At 67.8% G+C, this 14,530-nt stretch carries 11 protein-coding genes; 8 read left to right on the top strand and 3 right to left on the bottom strand.

Annotated features, from left to right (window positions below; all coding sequences use genetic code 11):
* The first annotated feature begins 71 nt into the window (after positions 1-71).
* From ACGFY9_RS43625 to ACGFY9_RS43615, 3 genes are all read left to right on the top strand, one after another.
* Complete coding sequence (locus tag ACGFY9_RS43625) at positions 72-1,349, top strand: phosphotransferase family protein (RefSeq protein ID WP_393763874.1); 1,278 nt, start codon at positions 72-74, stop codon at positions 1,347-1,349.
* 124 nt (positions 1,350-1,473) lie between these two features.
* On the top strand, positions 1,474-2,283 hold the full coding sequence (locus ACGFY9_RS43620) for a hypothetical protein (protein WP_393763873.1): 810 nt from the start codon (positions 1,474-1,476) through the stop codon (positions 2,281-2,283).
* A gap of 61 nt (positions 2,284-2,344) precedes the next feature.
* The gene (locus ACGFY9_RS43615) at positions 2,345-3,220 is read left to right on the top strand and encodes an NAD(P)-dependent oxidoreductase (RefSeq protein ID WP_393763871.1); all 876 of its coding nucleotides are present in this window, start codon (positions 2,345-2,347) and stop codon (positions 3,218-3,220) included.
* A 91-nt stretch (positions 3,221-3,311) separates the two neighbouring features.
* Here ACGFY9_RS43615 and ACGFY9_RS43610 read toward each other — a convergent pair whose 3' ends face one another.
* The 3 genes from ACGFY9_RS43610 to ACGFY9_RS43600 all read right to left on the bottom strand — a co-directional run bounded on the left by ACGFY9_RS43610 (position 3,312) and on the right by ACGFY9_RS43600 (position 8,149).
* Positions 3,312-3,953 (bottom strand): MSMEG_1061 family FMN-dependent PPOX-type flavoprotein, encoded by a 642-nt coding sequence (locus tag ACGFY9_RS43610; protein ID WP_393763869.1) that lies wholly within the window; start codon positions 3,951-3,953, stop codon positions 3,312-3,314.
* 51 nt (positions 3,954-4,004) lie between these two features.
* Positions 4,005-4,886 carry a class I SAM-dependent methyltransferase gene (locus tag ACGFY9_RS43605; RefSeq protein ID WP_393763867.1) on the bottom strand — a complete coding sequence of 294 codons (882 nt, stop codon included), beginning with the start codon at positions 4,884-4,886 and terminating at the stop codon, positions 4,005-4,007.
* Between the two features lie 380 nt (positions 4,887-5,266).
* Complete coding sequence (locus ACGFY9_RS43600; RefSeq protein WP_393763865.1) at positions 5,267-8,149, bottom strand: type 2 lanthipeptide synthetase LanM family protein; 2,883 nt, start codon at positions 8,147-8,149, stop codon at positions 5,267-5,269.
* A gap of 581 nt (positions 8,150-8,730) precedes the next feature.
* Between ACGFY9_RS43600 and asnB the strand changes: the two genes are divergently transcribed.
* From asnB to ACGFY9_RS43575, 5 genes are all read left to right on the top strand, one after another.
* Positions 8,731-10,899 (top strand): asparagine synthase (glutamine-hydrolyzing), encoded by a 2,169-nt coding sequence (gene asnB, locus ACGFY9_RS43595; protein WP_393763864.1) that lies wholly within the window; start codon positions 8,731-8,733, stop codon positions 10,897-10,899.
* An 11-nt stretch (positions 10,900-10,910) separates the two neighbouring features.
* Positions 10,911-11,948 carry a diiron oxygenase gene (locus ACGFY9_RS43590; protein WP_393763862.1) on the top strand — a complete coding sequence of 346 codons (1,038 nt, stop codon included), beginning with the start codon at positions 10,911-10,913 and terminating at the stop codon, positions 11,946-11,948.
* On the top strand, positions 11,945-13,189 hold the full coding sequence (locus ACGFY9_RS43585) for an MFS transporter (protein WP_393763860.1): 1,245 nt from the start codon (positions 11,945-11,947) through the stop codon (positions 13,187-13,189). Before ACGFY9_RS43590 ends, ACGFY9_RS43585 begins: the two co-directional genes overlap by 4 nt.
* 54 nt (positions 13,190-13,243) lie before the next feature.
* Complete coding sequence (locus ACGFY9_RS43580; RefSeq protein WP_393763858.1) at positions 13,244-13,522, top strand: PqqD family protein; 279 nt, start codon at positions 13,244-13,246, stop codon at positions 13,520-13,522.
* A gap of 94 nt (positions 13,523-13,616) precedes the next feature.
* Entirely contained in the window at positions 13,617-14,429 is an 813-nt protein-coding gene (locus ACGFY9_RS43575) for a hypothetical protein (protein WP_393763856.1), read from the top strand.
* The last annotated feature ends 101 nt before the right edge of the window (positions 14,430-14,530 follow it).

Below are 14,530 nucleotides of genomic sequence, written 5' to 3'. Positions count from 1 at the left end.
GGCCCGGCGTCAACCGGCGAGAAGGCGCGACCACTGTCAATTCGTACGCGGTGCGAAGGGCGGATACATCGATGATCAGCACGGGGGTGCCTTCTTCCGCAGCGGACTCCCTGGAACAGATCCCCCCGGGGGTGCGCGAGGAACTCAAGCTGCGGCGGGCGCTCACACTCGGCGGCGGCGGTACTCCTGCGCACGTGTACCTGTGCGAGGACGAGGACGCGAAGGCGGTCGTGGTCAAGGTCCTGCGCGCCGGAGCCGGTGTGGTGGATGGCCACGACTTGGGTTCCTTCCTCCGGAAGTCCGCACAGATCTCCCGGATTCACAGGGAACTGCCGTACCTCTCGCCCTACTACGTGCCGCTCGTCGGCCAGTGGCGGGGGCCGGGCTGGGGAGCGTACGCGATGCCCCGGATCGACGGGGTCTCTCCCACCATGCTGCTGCACGACGGGGATCAGGGCAGGCGACGGTTCCTGGCCACGCTGCGGTCGGTGTTCGCGGTGCTCGGCACCCATGGCTACGCGGCCGATGTGGTGCCAGCCCCGCTGGGCCACGGTTTCGGCACCCACATGGACCGTCTCTCTCGCCGATTGCCACTGCTCCAGCAGCACTTGGGGCCGCTGGTGGGAGATACGGAGCTGCGGGTGAACGGGCGCCGGGTTCCGTCCGTCCGCGAGCTGCTCCGCCGGGTCGCTGCTCGGCCGGACGTGCTCGCCGCGATCGAGCCGGCGCGGCTGTACTACCCGGTGCATGGCGACCTGAACTTGGGCAACCTCATCATCCGCACGGAGGAGGGGCCCGGCAGCGGCGTCGACCGCATACCCGGCCCGCGGTTCACCGTGCTGGATCCGCGCGGTATCGAGGAATACTGGGATCCGGTGTACGACGCCGCGAAGGCGCTGTTCAGTCTGACCCTGTTCGATGCCGCGATCGGCGGTGGATTCGAGATCAGCCAGGACACCTCCCTCAGCCACGAGATTCGGCTGCGTCGCCCGCTCCCGGCGTACGGCAGCGCCGCGGTGGACTTGCCCGCCATGCTGATGACCGTGGAGTTCTTCCGTGAACTCAGCCGTAGCGACCCGCTGTGGCCCCGAAGGCTCCTCTACACGCACACTTTCCACGTCCTGTCGGAGGCGGCCTGCCGGCTTTCCGACAGGACGGACCGCGAGTTTCCCGGGGCCTCCGGATGGGCCGCTCGCCGCGAACTCGCCCTGGGCCTCTACCTCAGCGGGCTACTGCTGCTCGACAACCTGTTGTCCGGTCCCGACGATCCCGAGAGCGACCCCGCGGCGCATCTGGACTGCTTGGCAACGATCAACGGGTGGGCCACGGCCTCCTCATCCCCGCAGTGACCGCTCTGTCCGGTCGCCAGGACTCCCTTCGAGGCTGGTCTCCGTCGCAAATCCCGTTCGCCCCGCTTTCGTAAGAGCTGATACCGCTCGAAGGATGTTCGAGCATGACGATATGAGGTGTTCTGTGGAGCTCACTGGCAACCGTCTCATGGAGCGGCGTCTCTCGGACTTCTTCCAAGAGGGTGCGGAGAGCGGGCCAGAGGCACTCTTCGCGGACTCAGCCGCGATGGCGGCGGCGGTCGCGGACGGCTCCGATCCGCGCCTGTACTCCGCGGCCCGGGACGTGCTTCCCTCTCGGGTGGCCGAGCAGGGCCCCGCGGGAGCCGGGGGCACCTTATGGTCCGCCGACCTGGTCGTCTACGAGCACGGCACGCTGCCCGGCGGTGAGCCATTCCGCTCGACCGGGCACTGGAACCCCGCCGACCAGCTGGAGATCTTCCAGGTGCTCAGCGGGCGTGTGCTCATGCTGAGCAGCATGGCTGACGAGTCCGGCGACGAGGCGTTCGTGGGCTTCCAGGTGTGCCGGTCCGGGGAGTTGGCGGTGGTGCCGTTCGGCGCCTGGCACCTGACGTACGTGCTCGACGGTCCGGCCATGGTGTTCAACATGTACTCGGGCCCCGCCGACGACGGGACGGGCGCCGACGCCGCACACAGTGCGCCCTCGAAGTACCGCTCGCGGCGTGGACCGGCTGAGATCACGGCCAGGCGGTCGGGTACCGGGTTCGACATCGCCCTCTCGGCGAAATGGCGTGAGGCGTGCGGTGACCCGGTGGAGGTGTCGTGCCCGGCGTGGCTCCAGGCGCTGATGCCGCCGAGCGGGATGCTCACCGACCTGCACGTGTCCGGGTCGGACGCCGATCTCGATGCCTTGCTGGCCTCGGCGCGGACGTTGTCCGGTGCGCATCCCACGGGGGCAGTGGAGCTGGTGCGGTGAGTCCGGTTCGGTGCCGGGGGGCTGGACATGTCGAGACCACAACGTTCCGCTGGGAGGCCGGGTGATCGCCGTGGCAGTCTGCGGCCTCGGACTGATGGGTGGGCCGGTCGCCGTACGGCTGGCGCAAGCCGGGTACGGCGTCAGTGTGTGGGACCGCACTCCGGCCAGGACTGCGCCCTTCATGCGGAGCGGGGTGACGGTGGCACCGTCACCCGCGGCGGCCACGGCGGGTGCCCAGGTGGCCATCGTGCTGGTGAGCGACGCCAACGCCGTGCGGTCGGTGATGAGCGGGCCGGAGGGGATGGTGGCCGGCCGGCCGCGGGTGATCGCGCAGATGTCGACGATCGCACCGCATGAGATCGTCGAGCTGGCCAGGGGGCTGCCGCCGGACGTGCACCTGCTCGACTCGCCGGTGACGGGCAGCGTTCCCCAGGTGGTGACTGGGCAGCTCCGAGTCCTGACCGGTGGTGGCGACGAGGCATGTGCCCTCGCCAGGCCGGTACTTGAGACGCTGGGGACGGTGGTGCCCTGCGGCCCGCTGGGAGCCGCGGCGGCTCTGAAATGCGTCCTGAACGCGTGTGTCTCGCCCATGATGGCTCTGTTGGCCGAAGGACTGGCCCTCGCCGACACATTGGGCCTCGACCCGTACCTGACGCTCGACGAACTCGAGCGCACCCGGGTCGGGCCACTGGTTGTCCGCAAGCGGGCGATGATCGAGGGCGGCGAGTTCCCCGCGGACTCGCGGCTGAGGCTCTTCGCCAAGGACATGGAGATCGCGGAGGCGACGGCCGCCCACCACGGAACGCGGTTGCGCCTGGCGGGGCAGGCGCGGTTGCTGGCCGGGGAGGCGATGGCTGCGGGACTGGGGGACCTGGACTACTCCGTTCTGGCAGGCTTCCTGCGCGGCCAGAAGCCGCCTGGGCCGTCGGCCGACTGAGGTGGTCCGGGGATACCGCCCCTGGTTCCGTACGTCTCATGATGAGGGGCGCGACAGGACCGGGAGACCGCAACTCCCCTCCGGGAGCTGGTCAGTAGAGACGCTTGGAGTAGTTCTGCGGGGCGTAGTGGTCCTCCAGCTCCTGCACGGTCTGAGGAGGTGCCTCGACCGCCTTGATCAGCGTGGCGAGCGAGGGAAGCACCTCCGGCTGCCAGCTCTCCGGCTGCCAGAGCCCGGACCGAATTAACGATTTGGGACAGTTGTAGGTGACTTCCTCCACCTCGACCAGCAGTGCGAGTTTCGGTCGGTGCCCGCGGAGCGTCATCGCTTCGAAGAAGGGCGCGTCCCGGAGAACGCGGCCTCGCCCGTTGACGAGCAGCACCGATGTGGAGCCGGGGACCAGGGAGATGATCCCGACGCGTGGATTGCTCAGAATATTGAAGAGGCTGTCGCCACGCTTGTTGCCGGGCCGTTCGGGCAGGGCGATCGTCGTGTCATCGAGGACGTGGAAAAGATGCCCAGCAGGGTCACCCCTCCCGGATGCCGTGCATCTGCCGTGAACATCCGAAGTCGCCAGTACGCAGTACGGCGAGATGGTGAGCCATTGCTTGTCGTATTCGTGCAGCCGAGGGCGTGCCCTGTTCACCGCGCGCTGATTGGGCTTACCAAGCAGCCCGCGCAATTCATCGGCGGAACCGACTTCTGTGTATCCGGTGTGCTGATGGGCTCTCAAGAGAACCTTCTCCCGCGGTGTTTACGAGCGCCGAAGCTGCATGAGGACGAGTCAGCTCTGCAGGGTGCCGTGCTCGGCCGGACCGACCCAGCTCCCGGTATTCGCACGCACCGCCGTCACGGCGACGGTGGTGTAGGTCATGGTGAAGCTGCCGCCCATTTTGTCAATTGCCTTCGCCGTGGCTTCCAGTATCTGAGCCATCCTGTCCGGCGAAAGCCCGGCGAGGGCGGTCTGCGTGGGGACCAGGGCGAGCCACTCATCTCGTGAGTACCTCTGCTCCCAGTCGAGCCGCCACTCCTCGGGTTGGCCGAAAACGCCCGTCTCCCGGATCGCGTCGGCGATCTTGTCGAACATCGGCTGATAGAGATCCATGGCCGATCTCCGACGGCCGGCGGCGTCGAACTCGGAGTCAGGCGCGACTCGCTGGTACGCCTCCGCGGAGCGCGTGGTCCAGGCGGGCAGCGCGCTCCCGCCGACGGCATCGACCAACTCGTGCGGGGTGTGGGACGAGTGGTGGAACGGTGCGAGCACGCCGCCGGGCCTCAGTACCCGTGCTGCCTTGGCTGCCCCGGCCACCGGGTCCACCCAGTGCCAGGCCGTCCCGGCGACGACCGCGTCGAACACGCGGCCCGCCGAAGCCCAGGTCTCGAACGCCGCGACCTCGACCTCGACACCGGTGCTGTGGGCGTACTCCGCCATCTGCGCATCGGGGTCCACCCCGAGCACGGTGCACCCGGCCGCCTGGAACTGTCGGGCCTCGATGCCGGTGCCGCACCCGACATTGACCACGCTACGTCCAGGCATCGCGGCGACGATTCGAGAAATCATCGGTTCCGGATATGCGGGCCTTGATTGGTCGTAGAGAGCAGCGTCGCCGCTGAAGTACGTGAAGGGTTTTTCCTTCCGTGGAAAAGCAGGCATGCGTGACAGCATGATTGCACTCCGTCCGGCTGTCAATGTTCGAGTGTGCATCGTTCACTGAGTGCATTTCCGGACAAGGGAAATGATGCAGGACGTCGTTGTGGATGAGGCCTCGATTCGTCGGCGATGCGAGGCGCCCGGTGAAGCGATTGATTCATCCTTTTCGTCCTGACCGCGATGTCGGGCTCACGAAAACTGGTGGAGACTTTCAACACACTTCCGGTATGTGCGCACTGATGCGAGCACATCGGGGTGTGGCTTCATGGGAGTGATGTCGCCGAGTTTCAGTTCCGGCCCCCTTCATGCCCCACGTCAGCGTTGAGGGGACCATGCCGGTCAGCGCTGGGCCACGGCGGCCGGTGGGTCTGTCGCGTCGGTCACCAGGTGGGCTATTACAGGGCGGACAGCAGGAGCACGTTAGGCACTCGCCACGGTGCCGCGGTCCTCAGCAGGCCGTACCCGATTCCGGCGGCTCCGTCCAGGAGGCCGGGCGTCCACGTGCCCCGGGGGACACCGGTCACCACCCGCCCGACGGCCACCCGTCGGGCGACGCCGGCTGCCGCACCCCGCGCGGCTCGCAGCAGTTCCTCGCTGCCCGTGTGCTCGGCGGTGGTCAGGAGCGCTTCGACCAGACCGAGTGTGCCGTGACAGAGCGAATCGTTGCAGACCCCCTGGACCGCGGCCGCTTCGACGAGGTCCAGCCCGGGGTGCCGCTGGTACCCGACACCGTCGACGAGTCGCTGACTGCCGACTTCGGCCATGACGAGACCGGCGTTCCCGCGGCACCAGGAGGCTGAGGCAAGACGCGCGCCGGCGACGCGTTTGCGCGCCTCGGCCGCCTTGTCCAGCAGTGTCGTGTCGCTCGTCAGGGTCGCGACAGCCGTCAACGCGTGGGCCCTGCCCGCCAGGCCGTGGGCGAATCCGGGGGCGGTGGACTCCTCCATGTCGGCAAGCTTCGCCCCGGCGGCACGGATGACCTCGAGGGCCTGGGCGCAGGGGTCGGCTCTGTGGAGGGCGACGAGGGCCAGTGCCGCCCCGGCCACCCCGGTCATGACGTCCAGGGGCTGCGGTGCGTCGAGGGCCGCGGTGAACGCCGGCACGAGCCGGTGGGCGGAACGGAGGAGTTCGGGGGCATCCCAGATCTCGCCCACCCGGGTCAGGAGGTAGAGAACACCCCCCAGTTCGCCGTATCCCCCGATGTCCAGGCCCGCCAGCTCCTCCGGTTCGGGCATGTCGTCGGGGTCCAGGAGGGCGGCGAGGATGTCCTGGGCCAGTGTGCGGTAGCGGTCCGTACCGGTGAACCGGCCCAGCTCGGCGAGGAAGAGCGCGATGCCGCTGACACCGCGGTAGAGGCCCATACCACCGGCCTCCACGAACCAGTAACGGTCACCCGCCATGCGGAGCGAAGGCCATTCGACCAGTCCTCCCTCGCCATGGATCACCGAGTCGCATATCCGGTCCCCGATGCCTTGGGCGGCGGAGACTGCCAGATCCAGATCCAGATCCAGATCGAGACCGGGGGACGCGGCCCCGGACGCGGAAGAACCTGGGCGGCACAGGTGACCGCCCTCCTGGCGGGTGGCGAACGAAGTCTCGACGAACCAGATCTGTTCCCGCAGGTCCTCCTCCGAGAAGGACGCGAGGCGATTCCGCACACCGTCCGCGCCACTTCGCGAGAAGAAGTCCCTCTGCAGGACCCCGGAGTGGTCTCTGACATCGGTGCCGTCCGAGGTGGTCTGGAAGGCGGGTATGTCGCCGCACGCGAGTTGCCGCCACTCGCTGTCCTCGATGGCGTTGCCGACGTCGTACCGTGCGAGGCTCCCGAGGTGGGCGTGGCGCTGGTCCGGATCTGTGAGCAGGGCCGGGTTCCAGGACTCGGTGAGTACGGCGCGGTACTGGAAGGTGTCGCGCAGCACCGCCCGCACCGGGACCTGGGAGAACCGCGCCAGCGGCCCGTCGGCCCGCGACAGCGCCGGACGCTGAGCGAGCAGAAGGCGATAGCAGTGGGTGAAGCCCGAGATCAGGTCATCAGCCATGTCCTCCGGGGCGTGACTGCGGCCCACGGCGGAGGGGCGGTTGCCGTACTCCCCGACCGGGTGGAACGCCGGGACCGGTTCCATGCGGTCCGTGCCGGGATCGCGGTACTCGGTGCTGGGGTGGGCCCAGAACTCGCCAGGTGCCGCACCACCGGCCAGGCCGCTCATCTCCATGGCCCGAACGCCGTGTTCGTCGGTCCGGATGAGCCGGTGCGGCAGGAGGCCCACCGCCAGCACGGAGTCGCGGAGACGCCGTGCCACCACGTCCTCCGCGTCGTCGAGCCAGCCCGGGTCCGAGGGCTCCGTGTGGAACAGCGCTTCCAAGTCGAAGTAGACGGGGTTGTCACCGACCGCCACCTGGTTCTCGAAGTGCATGTCGTAGCCGCGCAGCAGGTGGAATACGGCGAGGAACGCGCCCTGCCGCCAGTAGAAGCGTCGCAAGGACCCGTCGTCGGCGCACGGAGCCGGCGCGTAGTGCGCCGACCACCCGTGGGTACCGCGGTCGAGGACGCGCGCGGCGCGGAGACGGTGCGTCAGACCCCGGTCGCCGAGCCAGTCGACGAATTCCGCGAACGCCGCGTCGCAGGCGAGGGAGCGCGGCTTGTAAACAACCTTGGGTCCCCCATGGAAGGAGAGCACGGCCACCGCCTTTCCCTCGTTGTGGGCGTCTCCCGCGCCGAAGTCGACGGCTTCCACATCGGCCGCGGACGCGGCCGTCACCGCCAGCCCTGCGCGGAGCAGGGGCAGGTCGGTCACCAGATTCGTCACGAATTCCAGACGAAAGGCCACCCAGCGGTCGAATTCCGCAACCAGTTCCCTGGCCAGCGCGGGATATTTCCGCAGCAGGCCGACGGCGGTCTCCGGGTCACGGAGCGAGGTGGTGAAGCGCTCGAAACCTCGGATTTCCGCATCCTGAGGGTCCGGCTCGCGGTTCCTCCGTGCCGCCTTCAGCTCCTCAACCAACATCGGCTTCACCATGGCCAGGAAACGGGAGGAAGGAAGTGCGAGAAACGCGTGGGAGTGGTCCAGCAGGCCCAGCCCGGGATTCGACTCACCGAGCCGTCGGCGCAGGTTTCCCTGTGCCGACACGGCGAGCGGGCCGATCCAGCCCAGAAGTTCCCTGTCCTCGTCGGCGACTTCTCCCGGCCATGAGCGGCCCGGGAAACGGTGCCACACATCACGGAGTTCCCCGGTCGCGTCCGTGGCACCTGAGGATGGATGGTCCTGGCTGTGCGTCACAATCTCACTCCGAGATCAATGATTTCGGCAGGGCGGGTGATGGCTCCGCGCACCTCTCTATTCGGGCCGCTATATGAGAGGAAAGAAAGGCCGTACGAGGCATTCGACGCATCCGGACGGTGGCGCCGCACACGTCGAGGGAGCATTCCCATCTATACAGCCGCGCACACCGAATGACAAGTGCAGGTCGAGACAGTGACGGGGGTGTTTTATGGCGGCGCGAAGAACGAGGAGCAGCCGACGCACTCCTGGCAATCCGCGCGCGATCCGGACAAATGGAAAGGGTGATTCGGTGAGAGGCGAAACATCTGGTCGAGCCCGCTGCTCCCGTGCTTCACTTCATCGGCCGGTGAACCGGACACCAGCGGTTTCAATGCCGCAGGGGTCTGAGCCGGTACGCCATTACGAGAGGAGGGGATCTGCATGCGTAAGTACACGAAGCCCGCCGCCAAGCCCGTCACCCAGGGCACTGTCCTGCGTGGGACGGTCTGATCATGGCCGCTGGTAAGTGCGCCCCGTCACCGGGGCGCACTTACCGCTCAAATCCGGGAATCGGGTAACGCACCACTGAAGGACGATTCATGTGTGGACTCGCAGGCGTTGCCCGGCTCGACGGACAGGACCTCGGGCCGGAGTTCGATGCCCTTCTGAACGACTTCGCCGACCTGCTGCACCACCGTGGCCCTGACGAGCGCGAGTTGCTGCGAAGCGGTCCGGTGGGTCTTGCCTTCACCAGGCTGTCCTTGGTGAATCCGCAGGACGGCACCCAGCCGCTCGTCAGCGACGACGGCAATCTCGTCCTGATCGCCAACGGCGAGGTGTACAACCACAAGGAGCTCGCCGCCGGCCTTCCGTCGGACGTGCGGTTGAAGACGGGCTCGGACTGCGAGGTCCTGCTCTACCTCTACCGGCAGCACGGCCTGGACTTCCTGCGCGACGTGCGCGGTATGTTCGCGATCGTCCTCTGGGACCGTGCCCGCGGACAACTCGTCCTGGCGCGCGACCGTTTCGGCATCAAGCCGCTGTATTACCACCGCACAGACGAGCGCATCGTCCTGTCGTCCGAGATCAAGGGCCTCTTCGCCGACCCCGCGACGCCCCGCCGGTTCGCATGGGACAAGGCTCTGGCCCTGCCCGCCCTCGCCGCCGCACCCCGGTTCAGCGCGGAACAGATGTGCACCTGGTTCGAGGGCGTGGAAAGCGTGCCGGCGGCCTCGGTGCTCCGCGTGGACCTCCGCGACGGCAGAACGACGGAGCACCGCTACTGGGAACTGCCCACCGAGGCGGACGAGTCGACCAGCGCCGAGGGCTTCATCGAGCGGTACGGAGACCTGCTGGAGGCGTCGATCCGCGACTGCGCGACCGCCGACAGTGAACTGGGGCTCTTCCTGTCCGGAGGGATCGACTCGTCGATCGTCCTGGCCCTGGCAAGGACGCAGGTCGAGGACATCCACACGTTCACCGTCCTCAGCGGCGGCACACACGCCAACGGGGACGCGGAGCACGCCAGTTGGCTGTCCCGTCTGTGGGGGGTCCACAACCATCAGGTGCTCTTCGAACCCGACCTCACGCCCACACCCGAGGAGTGGCGGCGCCTGGTCTGGCTCACCGAGAGCCCCATGGTCGGCCCGGAGGTGTACTACAAGCACGAACTCCATCGGTTCGCCCGCCAAGTGCGGCCGGAGTTGCGCGGCATGCTGCTCGGAGCCGCCAGTGACGAGTTCAACGGCGGCTACTCCGACGGCATGAGCGACGACTGGCCGTCCTTCCTCGCCGGGCTGACCGGGATGAACCGCACCACGCACTTCGACCGGCTGCCCGGCCTCCGGCACTGGTGGGGCGAGGACGAGTCGTTCCTGTCCGACGACGCCCTCGACTCCCTGGGAAGGACCCGGAGCGCCGACGTCTACGCGTCGTACGTGCTGTCCGAGTACCGCAAGATCCAGCAGTACAACGTCTGGCACGAGGACCGGACCGCGGCCGGCAGTGGTGTCGAGGCACGCGTGCCGTTCCTCGATCACCGGATCGTGGAACTCACCTCGTCCATCCCGGAGCACCTGCGTCCCCGACTGCTGTGGGACAAACGGATACTCCGCGACGCCGTGGGATCGCGGCTCCCGCAGCGCATAGCCGAACGGCCCAAGGGCCCCTTCTTCTATGGAAGCGGTACCCACCACGCCTACGGCATGCTGGTGAGGCTGATGAACGGCAACAGGCAGGAACTGGTCGAGCGTGCCCTGGCGGCGCCGGGCGCCGACGCCTACCTGGACGCCGGGGCGATCCGACGGCGGCTGAGCGACTTCGCGGACGGGACGAGCGACTCACCCTCCGTGGAACTCCTGACACGGATCATCAACATGGGTCTGCTCGCCGAGATGGTGACGTCCGCGCCGCAGCTGGAGTCGATGAACGCGGGCACGGTGCGCTCCGAACTCCGCGTGCAGAGCGATCCGGTGGCCGACACCCAGCAGCTCTTCGAGCCGAGGCGGAGCCACGACCTGGACGGAGTACCCGTCTCCGCCAAGGGACTTCTGCTCCTGTCCCACGACAGCGGCGACTGGTACCTCGCGAACGACGGGCAGATCGAGTTCGTACTCGAACCGGACAGCCCGATCGTCCGGGTGCTGCAGCGGATCGACGGGACGGCCACACTCGCCACGGTGCTCAGCGAGGCACGCGTCGAACTCACGGCCGTGGAGGAGGAGCTGGACACACTCGTCGACCAGCGGTTGATCCTCTTCGTCGCGTAACGGGAGCACCCATGTATCTCCAGCGGTTCGAGGAGCAGTTGCTCCGTGGAGAGGCTGCCGAACGGCCACGCGGTCCGGAGTACGTGAGCCGTTTCGAACGCTGGGACGACCTCGCGAGCGTACGCCGCCGCCCCCGTCGGCACTTCGCCGCCGCGGAGCTGGAACTCTACTTCCCGCCCGAGCTGTACCCGGTGGTGCGGCACCCCCTGGTCGCGGCCAAGGGGAGTGCCGTCGTGAAGGGGCTGCTCCTGCAACGGCTGTACGACTACCTGGAGTTCACGACGGAGCTGGAGACCCTCGCGGTCATCCCCGTCGCCACGAAGATCAGCCGGGGCCGTTCGGGTCTTGCCCTCCCCGGGCACATGAGGTCCGACGCGTACAAGATCGTCACGGACGAGGCCTGGCACGCCCAGTTCTCGCATGAGTTCGCCTGCGAGATCGAGGCCGAGACCCGCGTGCCATGGCTGCGGAGAGGGGCCCGCGTTCCCCCCGCGTTCCTGCTGCGACTCGACGAGGTACGCGGCCGGCTGCCGCAGCATCTGAGGGGCGTGGAAGGACTGTTGTTCGCCATCGTGAGCGAGACCCTCATCTCGGGGATGCTGTCCCAGATCCCTCGCGACAGCAGACTGCCGCAGTCCGTGCGCAACATCATCCGTGACCACGCGGAGGACGAAGGCCGCCACCATGTCTACTTCAGGTCCGTGCTCTCCCATCTGTGGCCGGCCCTGGGGCGCTCCGAACGACAGGCCCTCGGCCCGCTGATCCCCGCGGCCGTCTACGCCTTCCTCGAACCCGACTACGCGCAGACGGCGCACCACCTTCGGGACATCGGCCTGACCAGCGAGCAGATCGACCAGGTCGTCGCGGAGAGCTGGCCGAAGCACAGGATCCAGAGCGATGTCGCCGCAGCGGCGTCGCAACTGACCCGCTACCTCGCCGAGGTCGGAGCGCTGGAAAACATGCGTACCCTCGCGGCGTTCGAGGAGTCAGAGCTGCTGGGACCGGGGTACGAGGAGCGCGGCGATGCTTCCAGAGAGCTCACCGGATGACGACAAGCCAAGCCGCCACCCGCGGCACGAACGACTCCCGGACCTTCTGGCGCTTCTGGTTCGCCTCCACCGTCAGTAGCGCCGGATCCAACATGACGTCGGTGGCGCTGCCACTCGTGGCACTCACCAACCTGCATGCCACGACCTCCCAGGTCACGTTGCTGGCCGCCGCGAGCCAGGCCGCCTGGCTGTTCCTCGGGCTGCCGGCCGGGGTCATCGTGCAGAAGGTCCCCCTGCGCGGGCTGCAGGTGACGATGGACCTGGTGCGTATGACGGCCATGGGCTCCGTGCCGGTGGCCTGGTGGCTGGACCGGCTCACGTTCGTGCATCTGCTGCTGACAGCCCTGATCACAAGTCTGGCGACCGTACTCTTCGACGTCGGCAGCTCCACCTTCCTGCCGGCGCTGGTCTCCAAGGACGAACTCACCGCGCGCAACAGCCTGATCTCGGGCACGGACGCGGTCAACTCGACCGGAGCACCGTCTCTGAGCGGGGTGCTCATCAAGGTCGTGGGAGCCGTCGACGTCCTCCTGATCGACAGCGTCAGCTACCTCCTGTCGGCCGCGACGTTGTGGACGCTTCCCGAGCGGAGGCCCAAGGCGCAGCCGCAGGTGCCGGTATGGACGCTCATCCGCGAGGGATGCCTCTTCGTGCTGCGGCATCCCGTGATGAGACCGTGCATGATCTGGGCGGCGTTGAGCAACTTCTGCACCGCGGCCCTGATGGCGCTGACCCCGCTCTACCTGGTGCGGGAGGTGGGAGCGTCGTCCACCGTGGTCGGCCTCGTGATCGCCTCGGACGGAGTCGGGGCCCTGTTCGGTTCGATGGTGGCGGCCAGGCTCGCGGCGCGGATCGGAACAGCGCGCGCCATGATCGTGTCAGCGGTCGCCGGCGGTGTCCTCGCACTGTTGATACCGATGACGACCACGCGGGGCACCATCGGCTTCTTCGTCATCGGCAACGCCGGAGTGGCGATGGCCCTAGTGATCGGCAGCATCATGGCCAGAACGCACCGGCAGGTGGAGTCACCGCCGGATCTCCTCTCCAGGGTCATGGCGACGGTGCGCTTCATCTCGTGGGGCGCACTTCCCCTGGGAGCCCTCCTCAGCGGTGTACTGGCCAACGCGTTCGGCCTGCACACGGCGCTGTGGATAGTGTGCGCCGGATTCCTGTTCGCACCGGTCGTACTCGTCATGAGCACCGTGCGGAAGCTTCGAGATCTGAGCGAGGTGCGGGCCTGACACCGGACTCCTGCATCCCCGTGTAGAAAACGCCGCGAAGGAAGGGAATCCCCCATGGATGAGGTCGTCGCACGGAGCGATGTCCTGCCGCGCCGGGTGCTCGGCATCAGAATCCGCCGGATGAAGGACGATTTCCTGATCGGGGACGAGGACAGGGCACTGCTCCTGGAGGGCATTGCCGCGTTCATCTTCGCTTCGCTGGACGGCCGCCGGAACACTCTCGAGGTGGCGCGGCTGGTGGCCGAGGAGTACGGGGCCGACGAGGAGCAGGTGTTGGCGGACGTGGTCGAGTTCCTCGGCGAGCTGGTGGACAAGGGGATCGTCGAATGGTGAGGGGCCCCGGCTCGCGCGGGGCCGCTGACGAGTCCGTTCAAGGGCTCAGCAACGGGTCCGGGCGTGCTGTGCGGCGATGGCATCGAGTTCGGACATGTCCAGGAGAAGGGCGTACGGCATGCAGAAGATGACCGAGGAAGACTGGCTGGCCCCGCTGAGGGAGCGTCACCTCATCCCCGACGACACCCAGGCCGCGTTCGTCGTCGGCTCCGCTGCCCGTGGCTGGCACAACCTGCGCAGCGACTACGACATCTACATCGTCTCGAACCCGCTCCACGACGCCGAGACGAGCGGGGCTCTGCCGGTGCCGCTGGAGCCTCCGTTCGTGAGCCTCGAGGTCTTCTACGCGCAGGAGAAACGGTGGGAGGTGAAGTACTGGTGTGACGCCCAGATCGACCAGATGCTGGCCAAGGTCTCGTGGGAGGCGTACGAGCGGGGCACCGTCGCGGGAAACGTCCTGGCGCCCGTCGAGGAACTCACGCTCGCCCGCATCAGACACTGTCTTCCCCTGATCGGCGCCGACTGGGTCGACGAGCGGCGCGGTCGTCTCGCCGGGACGGCGTTCCGTTCGTTCGTCATCGCCCGTTCTCTGGGGGAGGCGGACATGTACGTCGAGGACGCGCTGGGGCAGATGGAGGCAGACGACCTGGAGAGTGCGGTGCTCTCGGCCCGACTGGCCTTCGGCCATGCCGTCGACGCCCTGCTCGAAGGCGAGGGCGAGTTCGGCAGTCACCAGCCCAAATGGCGTGCCAACAGGTTCAAGGCCGCCTCTCCGGCTGTCCTCACCTTCGAGGAGTACTGGGCGGTGGAGACGATGAAGACGTACGAGAGCGGCGACCCTCGTCCCTGGATCAAGGACGTGCTCGCCCTGTGTCAGGACATCGCCATGCGGGTGGACGTCTCCTGACGGTCCGCAGCCGGCGCTGGGATTCCGGACAGAGGCCTTACGGGTCGACGAACAGGGGGATGGCGGAGTGGCACTACGATCTCGCGTTCGGCACGCGGCGT

This window comes from Streptomyces sp. NPDC048504, from assembly GCF_043200035.1.
Taxonomy (GTDB): domain Bacteria; phylum Actinomycetota; class Actinomycetes; order Streptomycetales; family Streptomycetaceae; genus Streptomyces.
The sequence above is the reverse complement of the archived record's forward strand: the minus strand, read 5'-3'. Positions and strand labels throughout refer to the sequence as shown.

Coding starts and splice junctions, on each gene's coding strand:
- ACGFY9_RS43625 (WP_393763874.1), top strand. CDS start 72: ATGATCAGCACGGGGGTGCCTTCTTCCGCAGCGGACTCCCTGGAACAG.
- ACGFY9_RS43605 (WP_393763867.1), bottom strand. CDS start 4,886: ATGCTGTCACGCATGCCTGCTTTTCCACGGAAGGAAAAACCCTTCACG.
- asnB (WP_393763864.1), top strand. CDS start 8,731: ATGTGTGGACTCGCAGGCGTTGCCCGGCTCGACGGACAGGACCTCGGG.
- ACGFY9_RS43590 (WP_393763862.1), top strand. CDS start 10,911: ATGTATCTCCAGCGGTTCGAGGAGCAGTTGCTCCGTGGAGAGGCTGCC.
- ACGFY9_RS43585 (WP_393763860.1), top strand. CDS start 11,945: ATGACGACAAGCCAAGCCGCCACCCGCGGCACGAACGACTCCCGGACC.
- ACGFY9_RS43580 (WP_393763858.1), top strand. CDS start 13,244: ATGGATGAGGTCGTCGCACGGAGCGATGTCCTGCCGCGCCGGGTGCTC.
- ACGFY9_RS43575 (WP_393763856.1), top strand. CDS start 13,617: ATGTCCAGGAGAAGGGCGTACGGCATGCAGAAGATGACCGAGGAAGAC.